Origin of the sequence: Exiguobacterium sp. s75 (genome assembly GCF_018617145.1) — a bacterium.
GTDB lineage: Bacteria > Bacillota > Bacilli > Exiguobacteriales > Exiguobacteriaceae > Exiguobacterium > Exiguobacterium profundum.
This window is the reverse complement of the sequence record NZ_JACSJQ010000001.1, coordinates 931,068-951,007: the sequence shown is the minus strand read 5'-3', so window position 1 is coordinate 951,007 and position 19,940 is coordinate 931,068. Positions and strand designations below refer to the sequence as shown.

Here is a 19,940-nt window from a genome sequence, read left to right as displayed (position 1 = left end):
GGCGTTGAGCCACTCCATTTTTTATTTAGTCTGCTTTCGTAGCGGCGACTTCGGTCTCCGCGTCGATTCCAGTGTTCGCCTTGACGAGGACGCGTTCATAGTTTCCTGCTGCTTCATCTGATTTCGTGACCAGTGTACCAATCACGGCAGCGATGAAACCGAGGGGGATTGATACAATCCCGGGATTGGATAGTGGGAATAGGGCTTCACCGACAAAGATGGCCGAACCGTCCGGAGCCCAAAGGTTCGGGCTGAGTGCGACTAGAATCAGTGAGGAGAACAAACCGACGACCATTCCCCAAATGGCGCCACCTGTATTAAAGCGTCTCCAGAAAATCGTAAAGAGAATCACAGGTAAGTTCGCACTCGCCGCAACGGCGAAGGCGAGCGAGACAAGAAACGCAACGTTCATCGACTGGGCGAAAAAAGCTAGTCCCATTGAGACGAGGGCGACCGCAACTGAAGCGATTCGCGCGGCTTTCACTTGTTCAGTTTCTGTCGCTTCCCCATTACGAATGATATGTCCGTAGAAGTCATGGGCGAAGGCGGAAGCAGCTGACAGTACGAGTCCAGCGACAACGGCAAGAATTGTCGCGAACGCGATTGCGGCAACGAAAGCGAACAAGAGGTCACCACCGAGCACTTGCGCGAGAAGAGGGGCCGCCATGTTGCCGGCAGGGTTTGCGGCGAGAATGGCATCACGTCCGACGAATGCTGCGGCACCGAAACCTAGGAAAATGGTCAAGATATAAAATGCACCGATGATCCATGTCGCATAGACGACGGATTGCCGAGCAGTCGGTGCATCTTTGACGGTGAAGAAGCGAATCAGAATATGAGGGAGCCCTGCCGTACCGAGCACGAGCGCCATGTTTAATGAAATGGTATCGAGCGGTAGCTTGAACTTGTTCCCAGGGTTCAAGAAGTCACTTCCGAGTGGGGTCGCTTTACTGACTTCATTAAACATCGTCGTGACGGAGAAATCAAAACGAGCGAACACGAGAAATGAAATGATTGCCGTCCCAATCATCAGAAGTACGGCTTTCGTGATTTGTACCCAAGAAGTGGCCGTCATGCCACCGAAAACGACGTAGACTGTCATTAAGATTCCGACGACGACGACACTTGTCGTATAAGGGATTCCGAGTAACAGTTCAATCAAAGCACCCGCTCCGACGAGTTGCGCAATCATGTAAAAAATGGAGATGACAATCGCATTCATCGCTGCGACACCACGTACGCGAGGCTTGTTAAAACGTGCCGCAATCATGTCTGCCATCGTATATTTCCCAAGATTTCGCAATGGTTCGGCGACGAGATAGAGGACAACGAGATAGGCAACGAGGAAACCGATTGAATAGAAAAACCCATCGAATCCCGCAAGCGCGATCATACCTGCAATTCCGAGAAACGATGCGGCAGACATATAGTCGCCTGCAATGGCAAGACCGTTTTGAAATCCGGTCAATCCACCATCTGCCGTATAAAAATCGCTGGCAGTTTTTGTTTTTCTTGCTGCAAAGTATGTAATCACTAGCGTGAGTCCGACAATGGCGATAAAGAGGGCGATCGCGGTCCAATTCATGATCTCACCTCGTCTTTCAATTGTTCGACGAGTGCGTCAAAGCGACGGGCACGTCGACTATAAAGTACACAAAGTGTCCAAGTCATAATGAACTGGGAAAAGGCGAACGCCCAAGCCCAAGTGATGTCCCCGATGAGTGGTGTATTCAAGATCGTCGTATAGCTCGTCAGAATCGGGAGTGTGAAATAAAAGATGAGTGAGAAGATGATAGCTGGAACGATGAAGCGATTTTTTTCCTGCATTAACCGATGAAATGTCTCATGTTCGGTAATCATGTGGGCAGATTGATGGCTTGTTGTTTGTGAAACTTGTGTTACATCATGCATAATAGACCCTCCTTGACTGTAAGATAAATCCATTATGCGTTGTGAAAAACAATTCAGTCATTCCTTTTTTTCGTGTCGAAATGAAAGACGTTATATTAATATTGGTCATACCAATTTACTGTAAGCGTTTTCAATATTGTCTAATTCGTGAACGTTATTTCGATGTAATATAAAGCTCGAGAAAAGGTACTTTTGACCCATTAGGCGAATCGCACAATTCGACAAATAAAAAACTCTATCTGAATGAGATAGAGTCTACTGCTGAAAATAGTGTTCGTATGGCGTCCAATCAATCTGTTCTTCGGTTAGCGCTTTCTTTAAGAACTTGTGATCGCGCTTCGGTGTTGCGGCGATGTAACCCTTTACCACAAGTTCGGTCGTCATTTTTTTTGCACGCGATTCAAGCGCGAATTGACCGATTTTACCTGCGATTTTTCGGATCGCCACGTCGCGGAACAACTCGGGTACCGGTGTGACGAGACGATCTAATAGCGTCCGCGTCTCCGGAGTCCAGAGATGACGCGTTCTTTCTATATAATCATCTTCGATGTCAAGTAGGGAACGTCCATCTTCTTTTGGCATTCGTTTTAAAAACTTACGAAACATGAAGTACCCGCCAATCGTCATGAGTCCAATCATGACGAATCCCCAGAATACAATGAAATACATCATCAAGTTTTCTGGCATCGTCTTTCCCCCGTTCTATACATTCACTTGCTTTCATCGTTAGTATACAAAAAAGAATCCATTTGCAAAAGGCGTACGTCCCATTAGGATAGACGAACCGAATTGATTTCGTTAGAATAGATAGCGTTGCTACGAGAATAAGCATGAACTGAGACGAGAAAGGAAAGGTCTATCCTATATGAGCCAATTGAAACAGGAAGTCGAGAGACGTCGGATATTCGGCATTATCTCTCACCCGGATGCGGGGAAAACAACATTAACAGAAAAATTACTTTTGCACGGTGGTGCGATTCGCGAGGCAGGTACGGTCAAGGCGCGCAAAAACTCAAAACACGCAAAATCTGACTGGATGGAAATCGAGAAACAACGTGGGATCTCGGTCACATCGTCTGTCATGCAATTCATCTATCAAGACAAGGTTGTATCGATCATGGATACACCAGGACACAACGACTTCGGTGAAGACACGTATCGCGTGTTGACATCAGTCGATAGCGCGGTCATGGTCATTGATGCTGCGAAAGGGATTGAAACACAGACGAAAAAACTATTCCAAGTTTGTCGGATGCGTGGGATTCCAATCTTCACATTTATGAACAAGTTGGATCGTCAGGCAAAAGATCCGCTTGAATTGATGGAAGAGCTCGAAGAAGTGTTAGGCATGCCTTCTGTCGCGATTACATGGCCAATCGGAAGTGGAATGCAGTTTGAAGGTGTCTACGACCGAATGAAAAATGAGGTCCACTTGTTCCGTGGGGAGAAGTCGACACTTCAACTGGGTGAGGACGGAGTGAACGATCCGATTCTCGCCGATCATTTGTCGGAAGAGAACTTGATGAACCTCCGCGATGAAATCGACCTTCTCGATGGAGCGGGGAACGAGATTAATGTCGAGGCGATCCAGAGCGGTAAATTGACACCGGTATTTTTCGGAACAGCGCTCGTCGACTTTGGGGTGACTGCGTTCTTGAATCACTATTTAGAGATGTCTCCGGCTCCTGAGGCACGTAAGTCGAACGTCGGTCCAATCAATCCGACATCAGAAGACTTCAGTGGATTCGTCTTCAAGATTCAGGCGAACATGAATCCGGCACACCGCGATCGCATCGCCTTTGTACGCATCTGTTCAGGTGTGTTTGAGCGTGGGATGGATGTGACGCTCACTCGTACTGGGAAAAAGATAAAATTGAGCCAATCGACACAATTGATGGCGAACGATCGAGAAACAGTCGACCAAGCGTTTGCTGGTGATGTCATCGGGATCTATGATTCTGGGACGTATCAAATTGGAGATACCATCACCACATCGAAGCAGAAGATTGCGTTTGAGGCGCTGCCAACTTTCCCACCGGAATTGTTCATGCGCGTTTCGCCGGTCAACTCGCTCAAGTCGAAACACTTCCACAAAGGGGTAGAACAGCTTGCGCAAGAAGGGGCGATTCAAGTGTATCGCAACGAATATAACGAGATTTATCTCGGCGCGGTCGGACAACTTCAATTCGAGGTATTCGAATATCGTTTAAACAATGAATATGGCGTCGATATTCGAATGGAACCAGTCTCATATAGCGTTGCTCGTTGGGTCAAAGATAAAGAGTTGAAGGCATTGAAACCGTTCCAAGATTCACGGAACATGCTCGTTACAGACCGTTGGGAACGTCCGGTCTTCCTGTTCGCGAACGAGTTCACATATGAACGGTTCGCTGAGCGTCACGCAGATGACTTGACGCTTGTTGAGGCACTTGACGTCAACGAAGAGATCGGTACGGAAGAATAAGATGTAAACACCTCGTTTCTGAGGTGTTTTTTTGTTGTGAATTAAGTCATTTTAGTTTTGATAAGTTTTACTTATGACTAATTTGTGACGGAATGTATTTTACGTCACGCTATACTTGTATTATGATAAATATGTGAAAAGTAAGCGATTACGCATTGTCGTGTGGTCGGCGCTTTCAAAAAGGGGGAAATTGCAATGGAACAGACGAATGTTTTAGACGCCTTCGCATCTCGGACAAAGTTCGAAGCGAACGGGCAATCGTATGATTTTTATCGTTTGAAAAAATTGGAAGAAGAAGGATTGACGGACATCAGCCGTCTTCCGTATTCGATTCGCGTTCTTCTTGAATCGGTTCTCCGTCAACAAGACGGGCGTGCCATCACGAAAGAACATGTCGAGAACTTGGCAAAATGGGGCACTGCCGACGTCTCGAAAGACATTGACGTACCGTTCAAACCGGCACGTGTCGTACTTCAAGACTTCACGGGTGTACCGACGGTCGTAGACCTTGCTTCACTTCGTAAAGCGATGGCAGACCTCGGTGGAGACCCAAACAAAATCAACCCAGAAATTCCTGTCGATCTCGTCGTCGACCACTCAGTTCAAGTAGACGCATATGGTTTCGCTGGCGCATTGATGAAAAACATGGACATCGAATTTGAACGTAACGAAGAACGTTATAAGTTCTTACGTTGGGCTCAGACGGCATTTGACAACTATCGTGCCGTACCACCTGCAACGGGGATTGTTCACCAAGTAAACTTGGAGTACTTGGCATCTGTCGTCCTCGAGAAGAATGATGCAGAAGGTACAGTTGCTTATCCAGATTCACTCGTCGGAACGGATTCGCACACAACGATGATCAACGGACTCGGTGTTCTTGGCTGGGGTGTCGGCGGAATCGAGGCGGAAGCAAGCATGCTCGGTCAACCATCATACTTCCCAGTGCCAGACGTCGTCGGTGTCAAAATCATCGGTGAAGTAAACCCTGGTGTGACAGCGACAGATGTGGCGCTCGTCGTGACAGAGATGCTCCGTCATGAAAAAGTTGTCGGGAAATTCGTTGAATTCTTCGGACCGTCGCTCCACACGATGCCACTTTCAGACCGTGCGACGATTGCAAACATGGCGCCTGAATATGGTGCGACATGTGGATTCTTCCCGGTCGATACGGAAACATTGAACTACATGCGTACGACTGGTCGCTCTGAGGAGTTGATTTCACTCGTCGAAGAATACTCTAAAGCGAATGATCTCTTCTATACACCAGATCAAGCTGATCCAACGTTCACAAAAGTGTTGACACTCGACTTGTCGAAAGTCCAGCCTTCACTTGCGGGTCCGAAACGTCCACAAGACCGAATCAACCTCTCAGACGTTCAAACATCGTTCATCGATAGCTTGAGTGCTCCTGCAGGAAACAGTGGCTTCGGACTTGACCGTTCTGAACTCGACAAAACGGCGACAGTCAAGTACGAGGACGGCGCAGTCGACATGAGTACGGGAGATGTTGCGATTGCAGCCATCACAAGCTGTACGAACACGTCGAACCCATACGTCATGGTCGGTGCTGGACTCGTTGCGAAGAAAGCCGTTGAACGTGGCTTAACCGTTCCGAAATACGTGAAGACATCACTCGCACCAGGTTCGAAAGTCGTAACGGACTACTTGGATAAGGCTGGTTTGACTTCTTACTTGGACGAACTTGGCTTCAACACGGTCGGATACGGCTGTACGACATGTATCGGAAACTCTGGTCCGCTTGACCGTGAAGTCGAAGATACGATCACAGAAAACGACTTGCTCGTGTCGTCAGTCCTCTCTGGTAACCGTAACTTTGAAGGGCGCGTTCACCCGCTCGTGAAGGCAAACTTCTTGGCATCACCACCGCTCGTCGTCGCTTACGCTCTTGCCGGGTCAGTCAACTTCGACATCATGAATGATTCGTTCGGTACAGACAAAGATGGAAATGAAGTATACTTCAAAGACATCTGGCCATCAAACGATGAAATCAAAATGGTTGTCCAAGACGTCGTATCACCAGAAGCATTCCGTAAAGAGTACGAAACGGTCTTCACTGGTAACGAGCGTTGGAACGCACTCGATGTTCCGGAAGGAAACTTGTATGACTTCTCAGATGAGTCGACATACATCCAAAACCCACCGTTCTTCGAACAACTCGAACCAGAAGCGGGCGAGGTTCATGCATTGAATGGCTTACGTGTCATCGGGAAGTTTGCGGATTCGGTTACGACCGACCACATCTCGCCAGCTGGATCATTCTCGAAGACGACACCAGCCGGTCAATACCTCCTTTCTAAAGGGGTAGAGCCAATCGACTTCAACTCATATGGTTCTCGCCGTGGTAACCATGAAGTCATGATGCGTGGTACGTTCGCAAACATTCGTATCCGCAACCAAGTTGCTCCAGGAACTGAAGGTGGCTTTACGACGTACTGGCCAACTGGTGAAATCATGCCAATGTATGATGCGGCTATGAAGTACAAGGAACAGGGAACAGGTCTTGTTGTCCTTGCAGGAAATGATTACGGAATGGGATCATCTCGTGACTGGGCAGCGAAAGGGACGAATCTTCTTGGAATCCGTGCGGTCATCGCACAAAGTTTCGAGCGGATTCACCGTTCGAACCTTGTCATGATGGGTGTGCTCCCGCTTCAGTTCTTAGACGGTGAATCGGCTGAATCACTCGGATTGACTGGTGAAGAAGCAATTGATATTCAAGTCGATGAGTCTGTACGTCCGCGCGATATCTTGAACGCAAAAGCGACACATGAAAACGGAACGGTGACAGAGTTCAAAGTCATCGCTCGTTTCGACTCTGAAGTTGAAATTGATTACTACCGTCACGGTGGAATCCTGCAAATGGTTCTCCGTAACAAATTGAAATAAGTGCTAGTCCATGACCTTCCTTTGAAAAAAGGAAGGTTTTTTTCATGAATATGCAATTTTAAGGTGAAAGTTTTAAAAGATTCGGGAACAGGAAGACAGGGAGGGGTGCGCTTATGGATAAAGAAGAGAAGCTCGGAAAGAGTTGGTGGAAACGATTGACGCAACAAAAAGAGGTGGAACCGGATCGAGAAATTGATATCACCCTTTCAGAATTGCGTCAGGCGATTCACGAATATGAACAGACACTGCCAAAAGGTGTGAATCGCACCGTCCTACTGGATGACTCGCAAGAAATCGACACCAAACGCTTGAAACATCACCTTTCGGGAATCCCGAAACAACGTTTCTTCATGTCAAAAGAGACGTTTCATATCGTACCGGAAGATGAACGCGACGTCATTTATGAAATGGATCAAGTGCAACGGGCACTCGATCTGTATATGGACCAGGAGAAGAAATTACCGTTACAAACATTTCAGAACGCGCTTCAACTCGATTTGACCCGTTTACGAGAGGGGGGTTATTTAAAAACGTTGCCAAAAAGACCTTACTATGTGGTCGATGAAACATTGATTGTTTCACTGGAGCCCAAAGAAACAACTTGATGACAAGACACCTATCTATTGGACGGTAAACAATACATTTATGTACACATAGGGTTGTGACTTGTTTCAAAAGTATGTTAGGGTGGAAAACGTATATGAAAATAGAAAATTAAATAGGAGTGATTTTATGGAACGAAAAAGCCGTGTGACGACCGTATTCGTCGTATCTGCAATCATAACTGGCTTATTTACGATTTGGGGACTTTTCCCCGAGAGTTTATTAGGTAATGCCAGTCTGTTAAACGTGACGAGTACGTTACAAGGCTGGCTCTCAAACGGGATGGGTTGGTTCTATCTCTTGAGCGCCACCGGGTTTTTACTGGTTGCCATCTTTTTAATCTTTTCAAGATATGGTTCGATTCGACTTGGAAAGGATACAGATCGTCCAGAATTTAGTTATTTATCATGGTTTGCCATGTTATTCAGTGCCGGGATGGGAATTGGACTCATCTTCTGGGGAGCGGCTGAACCGTTGCTCCACTTCCACTCACCACCATTCGCTTCACCTACACCTGAAGGAGATGCACGGACTGCTATGCGTTATGCATTTTTCCATTGGGGCTTCCATCCATGGGCGATTTACGCAATGATTGCGCTCGCCATCGCATATTCGACGTTTAGAAAAGGTCGTCCCGCGACGATTGGGGAGACGATCGGTTCGCTCGTCCATAACCGCTACGAACAACCCGTGAAGCAAACGGTCGATATCCTTGCGGTCATTGCGACGGCATTCGGGGTAGCGACTTCACTTGGTTTTGGTGCTCAACAAATTGCCGGTGGCCTTCATTACCTCATCCCTGGGGTACCGAACGCTTTCGTGACACAGTTGATCATCATTGCCGTCGTAACGGTGCTCTACATGATCAGTGCTTCGACAGGTCTTGACAAAGGAATTCGAATTTTAAGTAATACGAATATTTTCTTGGCAATTGTCCTACTTGTAGCGACGATGTTTGCGGGACCGACAGCTTTCATTTTCGACTTGTTCACACAAACGGTCGGAACTTATTTGCAGCAGCTCCCGAGCATGAGTTTCCGTACAGCCGCATTTGAACCCGTTGAACGTGAATGGGTGAACGGTTGGACTATCTTCTACTGGGCTTGGTGGATTTCTTGGTCACCATTCGTCGGAACGTTTATCGCACGTGTATCGAAAGGGCGTACGATTCGGGAATTTATCATCGGAATCTTACTTGTCCCGACATCATTCGGATTATTATGGTTCTCCGTCTTCGGCGGTTCGGCCATCTGGGCTGATTTGTTCGGAGGATATAGCTTAATTGATCAAGTAAACGAAATCGGTACTGAGGTCGGGCTGTTCGCACTGTTTGAAACGTTCGGTGGTTTTGGGACGCTACTCAGTGTAATCGCCATCTTCTTGATTTCGACATTCTTTATTACATCGGCTGACTCTGCGACATACGTCCTCGGTATGCTTACATCGAACGGGAAGCTCATCCCGCCGATGGGGATTAAAATGACTTGGGGAATCATCCAATCATCAATCGCAGCCGTATTGTTGTATGCTGGTGGATTAGATGCTCTACAAGCTGTTGCGATTCTCGCAGCCTTCCCATTCATCTTCGTGCTCATCTTTATGATGATTGCCTTATTCAAGGATCTTACCGACGAACCGGATGAACGAGATAAATGGCTAGAGATGCAAAAGAAAGATGAAGATAAACTAGGTTAATTCGAAAGGGTCTCAGATGAGGCCCTTTTTCGGTCAAAAATATTTTGCTTGTCCTTCTCGCTAGTGTAGGATAGTAAGTGAAGAAACGAGGAGGATAGGCTATGAAACAACAGATAAAAAAAAGGTTGAGCTGGGTGATATTGGCCGGCATCCTCATTGTCGGGGCATTACTCGCTTATAACTTCTATGTGCTCATGGATTTGAGCGGGGAAGAGGAAGAGAAAGTCGAACCATTCTACTCGAATGTCGTGATCGGATATCAAGAACGCAAACTTCCAAAAGAAGGCGAAGAGCTCGAAGAACGAGAGTACCTTGTCACATATGATGAGGACGGACATTTTGTATCTGAAGTCGTGACGGGTCCAAATGTTGGCGCGAAAGCAGAATGGGATGGAGAGACCTACTTAGAGTTCAATCCGGACGGGGAAGAAGTTCTTCGACAGGAGACGAACTCCGGAGCAGTCGCACCTCATCCATTCTTGTCACGTGCAACGAACGAACAGATTCGTAAATGGCTCGATGACGGGACGCTTGGTTCAAGTGAAGGCGAAACCGATTTGGTCGGACGTACCGCGCAAGCGTATGTGAAATCAGAATCGGCTGAGACCGTTCCGGAAGAGTGGATTGAAAACTATCCATCGATTTTTAGTGAAGAAGAAAATAAAGAGACTGTCACATATTATGTCGATGCGCATGAACGAATCTTGCTCGCGGCAGAATCGCGGAATAACGGAAAGTTATTCCATTCGATTCGGATGACATCGTTTGAATCAAGATAATCCGATGGGGAGCAGACATGATGTCGGCTCCCTTGTCGTCTGAAAGGGAGAACAAGATGAAACAAATTCAAGTGGAACAAGTTCAAACGGACTTGACGAACTGGGAAGCTGGAGAAAAAGTAAACGAGGCGGCATTGTTATCTTACGCACATTGGTCTCGTGCGACTCAGCACCAAGAAGAATTAATTCGTTCCTTGCGGCTGCTCGCAACACATCGGCTCAAACAAAAGGAAACGATGGACCCGTTACTCAACCGCTGGGTAAAAGAGTTGGAGGCGATGAACGCACTTCCTCCAGAGCTTCGTCTGTTTCAACTGAATGAGCAGTTGCGTCGTTCGAAACAGGCGCTTCAAATTGACTGGCCCACCTTACGAGAGGCCGATTACGCCTCAATGAAGGTTCAAATCTTAACAGAGTACGAGTCAAAAACGTCAGCGTTACTCGATCAACTTGACCAACTCCATGATGAGGTGGAGGCTGCGAAGTCTGATTTGCGTGATTCTGAATGGCGCGGACAGCTGGAGAACCTGTTTGAAGCGATCATCGAAGCGATGCAAGAAGTCGCATCTCTTGAAGATGATACTGCCTCCTTGCTCGCATCCATGCAGGGGAACTATTTTAGTCGTGAAGCGTTTCATCGTTTCGGGGAGCGCGTTTCCCTTGTGAAAGAACGACTACACACGATTTGTGAGCTACTACCAGACCGTCCGAGCGAGACACGCTCGAGCGCGATTGAGTCACTTGAAGACATGATTGGGCTCGATGACATCAAAGCACGTGTAAAAGCGTGGTATCGCTTTCTCCTTTTCCAAAAAGAACGAGAGAAAGCCGGCTTTTCTTCAAAACATCAACCATCCCTTCATCTCGTCTTCACAGGGAATCCAGGAACCGGCAAGACGACATTAGCGAGACTCATGGCTGAGATTTACTTTGAACTCGGCTTATTAGGACGCCCAGACCTTGTCGAGGCAGATCGTTCGAGTCTTGTCGGTGCCTATGTTGGACAAACGGAAGAACAGGTAATGAATAAGGTGAAAGAGGCGGAAGGTGGTGTCTTATTCATCGATGAGGCATATGCATTGAAGCGTCAAGATGCGAGTGGTAGTGATTACGGACAAGCGGCCATCGATACGCTTGTCGCCGCAATGACGAGTGGCGAATATGCAGGCAAGTTCGTCGTCATTCTAGCTGGTTATCCAGAAGAAATGCGCCATTTCCTCTTAGCTAACCCTGGTTTACGATCACGATTCCCTGAGTCGAATCACTATGAGTTACCGAACTACCGTGACGAAGAATTGGTCGCCATCGGTGAGAAAGTGGCACAAGAGAATAATTACGTGCTGACGGAAGAGGCAAAGCGATCACTTCTTGCTCGAATCGACAGAGAACGAGTCGATTCGACGTTCGGAAATGCTCGGACTGTCCATAACATTTTACTTGATGCGATGTTTAAGAAGGGTTCCCGCTTCGGTGCAGACGCTCCGTTAGACGAGATGGCGCTCTTGACTGAAGAAGACTTTGATCAGCCAGAAGATGACTCGAGTCCGACATCGTTAGATGACCTGGTCGGCATGGAAGAAGCGAAAGCACAACTGGCTGAAATCGAAGCACTCGTCCAGATTCAAAAGAAGCGGAAGGCGCTCGGTTTGAAGACGGCGCCGGTCCAGCTCCATGTGACACTAACCGGAAACAGCGGTACCGGAAAAACGACATTTGCCTATTTATATGCACAGATGTTGAAACGGACAGGTTATTTGAAGCGAGGCCATGTCAATGTCGTCAGTCGTGCAGATTTAGTTAGTGGCTATGTGGGACAGACAGCTCAAAAAACGAAAGCGGCGATCCGTGACGCCCTTGGCGGCGTCTTGCTAATTGACGAGGCCTATAGTTTGAACGGCGGGGCGAACGACTATGGCCGGGAGGCAATCGATACACTCGTTGATGAAATGCCGAAACATGGCGAGAATCTTGTGGTCGTCCTTGCCGGTTACGAAGGTCCGATGCGCCGATTAATTGAATCCAACCCTGGTCTTAGTAGCCGAATGAAACGGACGATTCATTTTGCTGACTATACGCAAGAACAGTTAGTAGACATCGCGAAAAACTACGCAAGTCAGTTCGGATATGTGATGGAAGAGGATGCGCTTGAGGCATTGGCTACTCGTTTAGGTGACATCAAACATGCGAACGCGCGCACCGCTCTATCTGTTATCGATGAATCGATTGCTCGTCAGTCCTATCGTTTAGTGTCGACGGAGGATGAGAATGTGTCACTCCAACAATTATTAGTAGTAGATATTAAGAGTAAGTTATAATATACTTTTCTTAGGAAAGAAGGATGATTCAATGCACACGGTTCAAATCCCAGTAAGGTATCAAGAGACGGACATGATGGGCATCGTCTATCATGCCAACTATTTAGTTTATTTAGAGATTGCGCGCACGGAATTGTTACGACAACTAGGTGTCGAGTATAAAGATATGGAAGAAGCGGGATTTGTCTCTCCTGTGACAAATGTATCCATGGACTATAAGCGTAGCGTGACGTATGGTGATACGGTTCATGTTCGTGTATGGGTCGATCAATATTCAAAAATCAGAACGATTTATGGCTATGAGTTGACGAATCAACATGGAGAACTTGTTGGTACAGCGACTACAACGCATGTCGTCGTCAAACGAGGCGACTTCAAACCGATTCGACTTGATCGAGAGTTCCCGAAATGGCATGAAATGTATTTGAACGTCATGAACCCTGTTTAAGAATCTTCTGTCTTCGTACCGTCAGTGTGGTATCATATCTTGACGGTACTTTTTGTTATCTAGAAAGGGGAAGATCGCATGCGTTATCCATCGATTTTGATGGTTTGCGGCGCCTTGACGTTCATGTTAGCCGGTTGTACGACAAACGAGCAAGTTGAACCGAAAGAACCAACAACACAGTCATCAACAGTAGATGAACAAGAGACAGAACCAAATGAACCGACTTCGGATCGTGAAGATGAGACAGTCACCGAGTCACCTTCTGAGGAGGAGACGTCGGACGAGTCTGAACAGCCGACCGAACCAGTAGAGGAAGAACCTGTGGCACCTAGTCAACCGATTGAAACGGATGGTGTGGCCAATTTGGAATTAGATGAATTGATTCTTGTAAACAAGCAAATTGCATTGCCTGCCGACTATCAGCCGAGTGATTTGGTAGAGGCGAACATTGATTTTGTCGACTCGACAGTCGGTGAACGTCGAATGTTACGTAAAGAAGCTGCTCAGGCGATTGAAGGTCTAATGAAAGGTGCAAAAGTAGCAGGAATTGATTTGAAAGGGACGAGTGCGTTTCGTTCATACGCCTATCAAGTCAATCTCTTCAATGCTTATGTCGAACGAGATGGCAAAGAGCAAGCCATGAAATATTCCGCACCACCAGGTCATTCTGAACATCAAACAGGACTTGCGATTGACGTATCGAGCGCCTCAGTCAACTATCAACTGACTCAAAGTCTCGGTGAAACGGTTGAAGGAAAATGGCTAGCCGATCATGCTCACGAGTATGGTTTTATCATCCGTTACCAAAAAGAGTTTGAGGATGAGACCGGGTATATGTACGAACCATGGCATTTACGTTATATCGGTATGGAGCATGCGAAACAGGTACATGCATTGAATCAGCCATATGATCGCTATATTGCGGAATTTATGAAATAAGGGGAATTGCGATGCCATATGTGACAGAAATCATGATTATTATTTTTAGTTATCTACTTGGTGCCATTCCGTTTGCCCTCATCATCGGCAAGCTCGGCTATCGCGTAGACGTTCGAGAACATGGGAGCGGCAATCTAGGAACGACGAACACGTTTCGCGTATTAGGTAAGAAGGCAGGAATCCTCGTTTTGCTCGGTGACATGGGGAAAGGTCTTGTCGCTGCATTGCTGCCTCTACTATTCGGAAGCGAGATGAGCCTGCTTCTTGCCGGAATCCCGGCAGTGATTGGACACTCTTATCCAGTCTTTGCGAAATTCAAAGGTGGAAAATCGGTTGCGACGAGCGGTGGAGTTTTGTTGGCAGCCTTCCCTTGGTTCTTCTTTGTCGTCGTCGGTACATTTATCGTGACGCTCCTCACCTCGCGCATGGTATCCCTCTCCTCGATGGCTGCCGCCGTGGTGGGACTGGTGACAGCAACGACTTATAGCATCGTGACGAAAGATTGGTTACCGCTGATCGTCATCGTGCCACTCGCATTGTTCATTATTATTAAGCATCGTACCAACTGGCAACGTATTCGTGCTGGAAAAGAACCAAAAGTTCCACTGTTTCAACACAAGCCGAAATCATGACGCATGCAGGTACGTCCGTTTAGGGCGTGCCTTTTTTGTGTATTGTCGTTGATTTACACAAAAAAGAAACAAAAACATGTTGGATTTGCTCGTTCTTTACTTTCAATTTACGTTAAATTTACATGCGTTCGTTACACTAGAAAAGGAAAGATTATTGTGGAGGAGGCAGGGACGTGTCTTTAATCGGTGAAGAGCGTAAACAGAAAATTGTAGAATGGATCGAACGAGAAGGCAAAGTAAAGACGAGTGAGTTGATCGAGCGCTTGAACGTATCTGGGGAGTCGATTCGCCGTTATTTAGAAGAGCTAGAAAAAGAGCATCGAATCAAACGTGTATACGGGGGAGCGGTCCTTCATCAGAGCATGTCCTTTCAGCCCATCGTGATTGCGAACATGGATGGAATTCGTCGGATCGCCTATACCGCATTTCAGTTGATTCCAGATGATACATTATTATATATAGGACACGGGGTTGCGGCAGAGCAAGTGGCATCCCGGTTGCGTGGTCGCAATGTGACGGTCGTGACGCCATCGTTGACGGTGGCGAAGGCGTTGTTTGAACAGCGGGCGAAAGGTGTGCTTGGTGGCGAAATTCAGCTATTAGGTGGTACAATCGACCCGAAACATCTCGTGACGACAGGTGAGCAGGTCCTGACGCAACTACAGACATACATGTTCGACCTTGCCATTTTGTCCGTCGAAGGGGTCGACGCATCACTAGGTTTAACATGTGACGCTTTCGGCCTCGCCAGTATTACCCAGTCGGTGATGTCACAAAGTCGCGAGACGTTCTTACTAACGGACCATACCCAACTAAATCAACAAAAACGGTATCGCGTCTGTGATTTTTCGAAGGTGACGGCGATTATCTCTGATTTTCCGGAGCCTCAAGATTTCAAAGGCGTCTTAGCCGAACATGGTGTGGACTGGAAGTTCGCACCGTAAAGGGAGCGATTGAATGAATGTAGAAGTGATTGTCACTACACTAACGGAAGCTATTCAGGCTGAGCAACTCGGTGCAAAACGACTCGAACTGATTGCGGATATGGAAAACGGGGGCATCACACCAAGTTTTGGAACGATTCGAAATGTGGTCGAACATGTGTCGATTCCGGTGCATGTGATGATAAGGCCCCATACACATTCGTTCCATTTCAATGAGGATGATGTCGAGACTATGCTTGCGGATATCGGTCTATGCCGTGAGCTCGGTGTCGATGGAATCGTATTCGGTGCCTTGACACAGGATGGAGCGATTGACGAGCGGATCTTAGGGGAAGTCATCAAGCACAAAGGGGAAATGACGCTCACGTTCCACCGTGCCTTCGATGCATCACGTGATGTCTTTGAAGCGATGGACGTGTTGAATGAATATCCGGAAGTAGATATTCTCCTTACTTCAGGCGGTGCCAAAACTGCACTAGAAGGAATCGAAACCTTGATAGCCTTGAAGGAACAGGCCGAGATCACAATTTTGCCTGGTGCAGGGATCACGGTGGAAACGTTACCGATTCTTCGAGAACGTCTTGACGTAGCGATGGTACACATAGGAAATGGCGTACGAACGAATGGACAGCTCGATGAAGGAAAGTTCAAACAACTTCTTGGATGAGCCAAGGCGGAAAACAGTCGGAAGACTGTTTTTTTGCTATAATGAGAGAAAACAATAAATGTAGGTGAATTCATGCAATCTTCCGTTTACAAACAATATGCGCTACGAATGCTATCAGGAAAGTGGGGCATATCATTACTCGTTGTCTTAACTGTCATGGTCATTCAAGCGATGATCACGACCCGACTTGATCTCTCGGCGAACGACCCCGAAGTCCTTTTGACATCGGTGGCGCTTCTTTACGGGGCGACGGTTCTTCTCGCACCTATCGAGCTCGGGAAAAATTGGGTGTTTCTCCAGGTGGCGAAAGATGAAAAGCCAACGTTCGGATTGTTGATTGAATCGTTCGGGTCACTTAAAGACTATTCACGTGCCGTGGTCTATTATGCGGTATTCTATTTAGGTCTAAACGTGTTGATGCTCTTCTTGATCGTACCTGGTGTCTGGTTCTATTTGACGTATCGGATTGTACCGTTCATTATGCGAGATAATCCTGACCTATCAGCGTTCCAGGCAATGAGAAAGAGCCGACAGATGATGAAGGGTCACAAACGGACGATGTTGAAGCTCTTTGCGAGTTTTATCGGATGGTATGCGCTCGTCCTTCTTACTGGAGGGCTGGCTTATATCTTTGTCACACCGTATCTTCAAACGGCGATTTCTGGACTCTATTTGGAGCTAAATGCCTCCTATCAAGCAAAACAACCGGTCGGATAATCCGACCGGTTGTTTTATGTTCCATGCTGATCTGACTTTTTAGGGTTTGAGGCGTCTTCAAAATCTTGTTTTTCCTCTTCCGACGCATCCGCATGCCATTTTTTCGCTTGCTCGGTGGCAATGGGAATCGCTTTCGTCTCAGAGTAGCCTTGCGCGAGTAATGCGTTCGCGATATCAATGGCTTTCTTTTTTACAAGTGGATCGAAGTTTTTCAGTGATTCTGGATAGTCTTTCATATTCCATGGCACGAAAATCGCCTCCTTCATTCCTACTAATTCCACAAACGTCCGGTTTCAAACGTCTTGATGGAGATAATACTCGATCAGTGCTTGTGTGCCATTTTCTCCGTACCCGTTCTCTTCCAGAATCGAATACAGGCGATGTGCGAGCTCAAGACCTGGTAATGTCACTTGTAGCTCGTGTGCACTCTCGATGGCAAGGGTCATGTCTTTGATAAAGTGTTTGATGAAGAAGCCAGGGGCATAATCTTCCACAATCATGCGTGGAACCAAGTTTTCAAGTGTCCAGCTACCGGCTGCCCCGCCACGAATCGTACGAACGAGCGCCTCTGGGTCAATTCCAGCTCGTTTACTGAACGCTAGCATTTCGGCATTCCCCATCATGATGCCGGCAATGGCGATTTGATTGGCAAGTTTCGCATATTGACCGCTCCCTGCGTACCCCATTCGTTCAATCGATTGTCCCATCGCTTCAAATAAAGGCTTCGCTTTATTGAATGCGAATTCACCCCCACCGACTAAAATCGACAGCGTTCCATTTTTGGCTCCGACATCGCCACCTGTTACTGGTGCGTCAAGTGGGAGGAGACTCCGCTCAATGGCAGTCTCGGCAATTCGTTCAGCCAGTTTCGGTGAGGACGTCGTCATGTCAATCAATAATGTACCTGGTTCTGCCGAATCAAGAATGTTCCCTTCGCCAAAATAGATGGATTCGACATCGGACGGATAGCCGACGATGGTGATGACGGCATCGGCATCTCGGCAAACGTCCTGTACCGAATCACACCATGTCACACCTTCCTCTAACAATGCAGCTGCCTTCTCTTTCGTCCGTGTGTATGCTTGCACTTCAAATCCGTGTTTCATCAAATTACGTACCATCGATTGGCCCATGACCCCGAGCCCGATAAATCCGATTGTTTTCATGTCGCTTGTCCCCCTAATAATTGTTGTGAAACGAGTCGCTGATATAGTGCGTTCTCTGTTAAAAGTTGCTCGTGTTTCCCGATTCCGCTGATTTGTCCGTCTTCTAAGACGACAATCTGGTCGGCATGTCTGACAGTCGAGAGCCGGTGGGCAATCACAAGCGTCGTTCGTCCGACCATCAGGCGGTCTAACGCTTCTTGGACCACACGTTCTGATTCGGAATCTAGACTTGATGTTGCCTCGTCGAGCAATAGAATCTGTGGATTTCGTAACAACGCACGCGCGATAGCAAGTCGTTGCCGCTGCCCGCCAGACAAACGGATGCCTCGCTCACCAATCTCCGTATCGAGCTGTTCTGGCATCGTTTCAATGAACGACCATGCGTTGGCCATTTCACAGGCCTCTTTGATTTCATCATCGCTCGCTTCATGTCGAAGTCCGTACACAATGTTTGTCCGTACAGATCCTGAGAGGACGGGGGAATCTTGAGCGACATATCCGATGACTTGACGCCAAGTGTCACGCCCGTATGTTTGAATCTCTCGATTTCCATATCGAATCGTTCCTGCCGTCGGTAAATAGAACTGTTCGACAAGTGAGAAAAGTGTCGTTTTCCCGGCACCACTCCGTCCGACGATGGCGGTTGTCGCCCCCGGTGACACTTGAAGTGTCAATCCTTGGATGACGGGTTCAGTGCCATAATGGAAAGCAACGTCTTCGAATGAGAGTGCTGTCTGATGAATCGTTTCTTCATGTGTGCTGTATGGTTCGGGACTGACTTCGAGCAATTCAGCAATCCGTTCCGTAGCTCCACGCGCCTTTTGAAGTCTCGTCAAGAATTCACTCATCGTGATGAGGGGCGTGATGATTTGGAAGAGATAGAGCATGAAGGCGAGTAGTTCGCCCGTTGATAAAGCTCCGGTCGAGACGCGATATGCGCCGAACCCGAGGATGGCAATCAACATCCCGGTCAAGGTCACATTGAGAAGGGGAATAAGGATTGCTTGAATTCGTCCTTCCTTCACCCCGTAATCGAACAGTGTCTCGATTTTTGCTTTGCCGGTTTTCACTTCCATCTGTTCCGTCGCTTGTGATTTGACGAGGCGGATTTCACCGAGCAGTTCTGCGAAGAAGCCGGAAAGATTTCCGAGTTCTTGTTGTGTCTCTTTTGCGATAATCCGAAGCTTCCGTCCGAGCGGTATGACAATGATGAGTGTGGTCGGAACAGAGAACAAGATGACGAGTGTCATTTGCCAATCGAGTGTGAACAAGATGGCGACGGCGCCGATGACCGAGACGAGGGAGGTCAACAACCTGACACTTTGTTCGGATAACAACTGTTGAAGCGTCGTCGTATCATTGTTCAACCGAGACACCAGTTCCCCCGACTTGATGCCGTCATAGAATGGAATCGGCAGTTTGACGAGATGGTCCCACAAGGTCGTGCGTAAATTGGCAACGACCCGTTGCCCGACGATATGTAACCAATAAATCGAAACGGCACTCGTGATGACTTGAATCAAAAATGCGATGACGAAATAGATGATCCATTCTGGTGTCAATAAGTCGCTGCTCCACCGGTCGACCACACGTTGCAAGATGAGCGGAATGGCCAGTGAGGCGACGGCTTGAAGGAGAGAGATGAGAATGGCTCCGACAAATAGCCTTTTCGGAGGATTCGCGATTTTGAATAATTGAAAAAAAGTTTGCCATGTTGATGGTTTCATGTTGGAAGTCCTCCTCTCCTCTT

Annotated in this window: 18 protein-coding genes; 12 read left to right on the top strand and 6 right to left on the bottom strand. The window is 47.4% G+C overall.

All coding sequences use genetic code 11. From position 1 onward, the window contains the following. Positions 1-25: 25 nt before the first annotated feature. The 3 genes from KNO68_RS04895 to KNO68_RS04885 form a co-directional block, all read right to left on the bottom strand. Positions 26-1,585, bottom strand: a complete 1,560-nt coding sequence (locus KNO68_RS04895) for a solute symporter family protein (RefSeq protein WP_078147024.1) — start codon at positions 1,583-1,585, stop codon at positions 26-28. Next, positions 1,582-1,860 carry a DUF485 domain-containing protein gene (locus KNO68_RS04890; protein ID WP_240499876.1) on the bottom strand — a complete coding sequence of 93 codons (279 nt, stop codon included), beginning with the start codon at positions 1,858-1,860 and terminating at the stop codon, positions 1,582-1,584. Before KNO68_RS04890 ends, KNO68_RS04895 begins: the two co-directional genes overlap by 4 nt. A 306-nt stretch (positions 1,861-2,166) precedes the next feature. Continuing rightward, entirely contained in the window at positions 2,167-2,598 is a 432-nt protein-coding gene (locus KNO68_RS04885) for a DUF2621 domain-containing protein (protein ID WP_031423504.1), read from the bottom strand. A gap of 178 nt (positions 2,599-2,776) precedes the next feature. Between KNO68_RS04885 and KNO68_RS04880 the strand changes: the two genes are divergently transcribed. From KNO68_RS04880 to KNO68_RS04825, 12 genes are all read left to right on the top strand, one after another. Then, complete coding sequence (locus KNO68_RS04880; protein ID WP_078147022.1) at positions 2,777-4,375, top strand: peptide chain release factor 3; 1,599 nt, start codon at positions 2,777-2,779, stop codon at positions 4,373-4,375. A 195-nt stretch (positions 4,376-4,570) separates the two neighbouring features. Further along, positions 4,571-7,285, top strand: coding sequence for an aconitate hydratase AcnA (gene acnA, locus KNO68_RS04875; RefSeq protein WP_012726444.1), 2,715 nt, complete (start codon positions 4,571-4,573; stop codon positions 7,283-7,285). Between the two features lie 113 nt (positions 7,286-7,398). Beyond that, positions 7,399-7,890 (top strand): DUF3939 domain-containing protein, encoded by a 492-nt coding sequence (locus KNO68_RS04870; RefSeq protein WP_078147021.1) that lies wholly within the window; start codon positions 7,399-7,401, stop codon positions 7,888-7,890. A gap of 127 nt (positions 7,891-8,017) precedes the next feature. Next, the gene (locus KNO68_RS04865; protein WP_214684117.1) at positions 8,018-9,583 is read left to right on the top strand and encodes a BCCT family transporter; all 1,566 of its coding nucleotides are present in this window, start codon (positions 8,018-8,020) and stop codon (positions 9,581-9,583) included. Positions 9,584-9,684: 101 nt separating this feature from the next. Beyond that, positions 9,685-10,362, top strand: a complete 678-nt coding sequence (locus tag KNO68_RS04860) for a hypothetical protein (protein ID WP_078147019.1) — start codon at positions 9,685-9,687, stop codon at positions 10,360-10,362. 56 nt (positions 10,363-10,418) lie between these two features. Beyond that, positions 10,419-12,677, top strand: a complete 2,259-nt coding sequence (locus KNO68_RS04855; RefSeq protein WP_214684118.1) for an AAA family ATPase — start codon at positions 10,419-10,421, stop codon at positions 12,675-12,677. Between the two features lie 31 nt (positions 12,678-12,708). Then, positions 12,709-13,125, top strand: coding sequence for an acyl-CoA thioesterase (locus tag KNO68_RS04850; protein WP_012726439.1), 417 nt, complete (start codon positions 12,709-12,711; stop codon positions 13,123-13,125). A gap of 78 nt (positions 13,126-13,203) precedes the next feature. Further along, the gene (locus KNO68_RS04845; protein WP_215112158.1) at positions 13,204-14,064 is read left to right on the top strand and encodes a M15 family metallopeptidase; all 861 of its coding nucleotides are present in this window, start codon (positions 13,204-13,206) and stop codon (positions 14,062-14,064) included. A gap of 11 nt (positions 14,065-14,075) precedes the next feature. Further along, positions 14,076-14,696 (top strand): glycerol-3-phosphate 1-O-acyltransferase PlsY, encoded by a 621-nt coding sequence (gene plsY, locus KNO68_RS04840; protein ID WP_078147016.1) that lies wholly within the window; start codon positions 14,076-14,078, stop codon positions 14,694-14,696. Positions 14,697-14,869: 173 nt separating this feature from the next. Then, entirely contained in the window at positions 14,870-15,640 is a 771-nt protein-coding gene (locus KNO68_RS04835; protein ID WP_078147015.1) for a DeoR/GlpR family DNA-binding transcription regulator, read from the top strand. A 13-nt stretch (positions 15,641-15,653) separates the two neighbouring features. After that, positions 15,654-16,307 carry a copper homeostasis protein CutC gene (locus KNO68_RS04830; protein ID WP_078147014.1) on the top strand — a complete coding sequence of 218 codons (654 nt, stop codon included), beginning with the start codon at positions 15,654-15,656 and terminating at the stop codon, positions 16,305-16,307. A 72-nt stretch (positions 16,308-16,379) separates the two neighbouring features. After that, entirely contained in the window at positions 16,380-17,024 is a 645-nt protein-coding gene (locus tag KNO68_RS04825) for a DUF975 family protein (protein WP_078147013.1), read from the top strand. Positions 17,025-17,038: 14 nt separating this feature from the next. Here the strand turns inward: KNO68_RS04825 and KNO68_RS04820 are convergent, their stop codons facing one another. The 3 genes from KNO68_RS04820 to KNO68_RS04810 are packed head-to-tail and all read right to left on the bottom strand — an operon-like array spanning position 17,039 to position 19,917. Beyond that, positions 17,039-17,272 (bottom strand): DUF2188 domain-containing protein, encoded by a 234-nt coding sequence (locus tag KNO68_RS04820; protein WP_215112157.1) that lies wholly within the window; start codon positions 17,270-17,272, stop codon positions 17,039-17,041. A gap of 45 nt (positions 17,273-17,317) precedes the next feature. Continuing rightward, entirely contained in the window at positions 17,318-18,190 is an 873-nt protein-coding gene (locus tag KNO68_RS04815; protein ID WP_047795249.1) for an NAD(P)-dependent oxidoreductase, read from the bottom strand. Next, complete coding sequence (locus tag KNO68_RS04810; protein WP_078147010.1) at positions 18,187-19,917, bottom strand: ABC transporter ATP-binding protein; 1,731 nt, start codon at positions 19,915-19,917, stop codon at positions 18,187-18,189. Before KNO68_RS04810 ends, KNO68_RS04815 begins: the two co-directional genes overlap by 4 nt. Between the last annotated feature and the right edge of the window lie 23 nt (positions 19,918-19,940).

Coding starts and splice junctions, on each gene's coding strand:
- KNO68_RS04825 (WP_078147013.1), top strand. CDS start 16,380: ATGCAATCTTCCGTTTACAAACAATATGCGCTACGAATGCTATCAGGA.
- acnA (WP_012726444.1), top strand. CDS start 4,571: ATGGAACAGACGAATGTTTTAGACGCCTTCGCATCTCGGACAAAGTTC.
- KNO68_RS04845 (WP_215112158.1), top strand. CDS start 13,204: ATGCGTTATCCATCGATTTTGATGGTTTGCGGCGCCTTGACGTTCATG.
- KNO68_RS04850 (WP_012726439.1), top strand. CDS start 12,709: ATGCACACGGTTCAAATCCCAGTAAGGTATCAAGAGACGGACATGATG.
- KNO68_RS04865 (WP_214684117.1), top strand. CDS start 8,018: ATGGAACGAAAAAGCCGTGTGACGACCGTATTCGTCGTATCTGCAATC.
- KNO68_RS04810 (WP_078147010.1), bottom strand. CDS start 19,917: ATGAAACCATCAACATGGCAAACTTTTTTTCAATTATTCAAAATCGCG.
- KNO68_RS04870 (WP_078147021.1), top strand. CDS start 7,399: ATGGATAAAGAAGAGAAGCTCGGAAAGAGTTGGTGGAAACGATTGACG.
- KNO68_RS04830 (WP_078147014.1), top strand. CDS start 15,654: ATGAATGTAGAAGTGATTGTCACTACACTAACGGAAGCTATTCAGGCT.
- KNO68_RS04855 (WP_214684118.1), top strand. CDS start 10,419: ATGAAACAAATTCAAGTGGAACAAGTTCAAACGGACTTGACGAACTGG.
- KNO68_RS04880 (WP_078147022.1), top strand. CDS start 2,777: ATGAGCCAATTGAAACAGGAAGTCGAGAGACGTCGGATATTCGGCATT.
- plsY (WP_078147016.1), top strand. CDS start 14,076: ATGCCATATGTGACAGAAATCATGATTATTATTTTTAGTTATCTACTT.
- KNO68_RS04815 (WP_047795249.1), bottom strand. CDS start 18,190: ATGAAAACAATCGGATTTATCGGGCTCGGGGTCATGGGCCAATCGATG.
- KNO68_RS04885 (WP_031423504.1), bottom strand. CDS start 2,598: ATGCCAGAAAACTTGATGATGTATTTCATTGTATTCTGGGGATTCGTC.
- KNO68_RS04895 (WP_078147024.1), bottom strand. CDS start 1,585: ATGAATTGGACCGCGATCGCCCTCTTTATCGCCATTGTCGGACTCACG.
- KNO68_RS04890 (WP_240499876.1), bottom strand. CDS start 1,860: ATGATTACCGAACATGAGACATTTCATCGGTTAATGCAGGAAAAAAAT.
- KNO68_RS04860 (WP_078147019.1), top strand. CDS start 9,685: ATGAAACAACAGATAAAAAAAAGGTTGAGCTGGGTGATATTGGCCGGC.